Source organism: Morganella morganii H1r (assembly GCF_000633515.1).
Classification (GTDB): domain Bacteria; phylum Pseudomonadota; class Gammaproteobacteria; order Enterobacterales; family Enterobacteriaceae; genus Morganella; species Morganella morganii_B.
Genome location: NZ_AYMP01000082.1, coordinates 1 through 1,132 on the forward strand (window position 1 = coordinate 1; position 1,132 = coordinate 1,132).

Annotated in this window: 3 protein-coding genes; all 3 read right to left on the bottom strand. The window is 44.2% G+C overall.

The features are described from left to right. Nucleotides 1–515, bottom strand: a 515-nt coding sequence (locus tag U868_RS0122600) for an MT-A70 family methyltransferase (RefSeq protein ID WP_025155267.1), incomplete at its 3' end; no start/stop codon positions are given. Continuing rightward, nucleotides 502–879, bottom strand: coding sequence for a phage protein NinX family protein (locus U868_RS0122605; RefSeq protein WP_025155268.1), 378 nt, complete (start codon nucleotides 877–879; stop codon nucleotides 502–504). The genes U868_RS0122605 and U868_RS0122600, both read right to left, overlap by 14 nt. After that, on the bottom strand, nucleotides 863–1,087 hold the full coding sequence (locus U868_RS23910; RefSeq protein WP_025155269.1) for a hypothetical protein: 225 nt from the start codon (nucleotides 1,085–1,087) through the stop codon (nucleotides 863–865). The genes U868_RS0122605 and U868_RS23910 overlap by 17 nt, the downstream gene beginning before the upstream one ends. Nucleotides 1,088–1,132 lie beyond the last annotated feature (45 nt).

Genomic DNA, 1,132 nt, shown 5'->3' on the forward strand with positions numbered 1-1,132 from the left:
ACATCGCCATATAACTCTTCCAGCCGGTGATGTACTTCCTTCGGTTTCTCGCTGTGCTCACCGAGGCAGGAATACACTATCTGCCGGACGCTGGCAGACCGGCGCGGCAATCCCTTACCACGGGTAGCAATTAAGCACATTTCAATATTTTGACGGGTGTAATTTCCGCAATTAATTTTCGTCTCACTGTTTAATATCTCCATGAAATCGAAAAAATCTTCCGGTGGTTTTTTGTCTATCCGGCCTCCTGCATTTTTATTTAATTTCACCCACGCAAAGCAGAACATGTTTTTAACTTTGAAATCCCATGCCGCAGCCAGCTTTATCGCCTCAAGCGCAAAGTTACCCGTGTACCACATGCAGAGTACGGCATTATCAGATGAGCATTCAGGGATTTTAATTCGTGTGAGATGGTGAAGTCTGGTGGTGTTGTAGTGGTTATCTGCTGCGCCGTTGGAAGATTTGTTGCTATATGACCAAGGGGGATCGGCTAACAGAAGGTCATACTTTTTCATTCTCCGCATCCTTCATCAGCAAAAATAATTCCATAGCCTTGCGATAAAAATTATCGTTGTAATTCTCGCATCCATCCCAAACGCTTATTTCAGGATGCCGCACGCAACTAACCATCCAGGCTATTCCGTCATGTTCCAGCGATATGAGGTTGTCTTTAATAATCGGCATTGCGTCCGCCGGGTTGTTGCAGGGGTCGAACGGCCCCGTTTTTACACCGGTAATTTTTACGATAATTGCGTTTTCAAGCCATGGTATTTCACATTGCGTGAATTCAGTTCGCTCAGGTGGGAATGGCTTTGCTCCGATGGCAATAGCCACAGCCTTATTAATCTCAAAGTCTGATTTGTCACGATATTTGTTCATTGATTACCTCGCATTCTTCGCCAATCAGAAAAGCCAGGTCACCACCAATACAAAAAGTATCTTTATCAGCACCGACCCTGATTAATTCACTGCAAGAAACACCAACTACGTGGTCTAATCCGTCATAATAAAAACCATCTACAACGGCAGGAAACTCAGTGTTTTTCATTCCACCGTAATCACCATCGTTCAATAATCTAACTTTCATCTCACCACCTCCGCACACACTAATTCAATATTCCGCACAGTCATT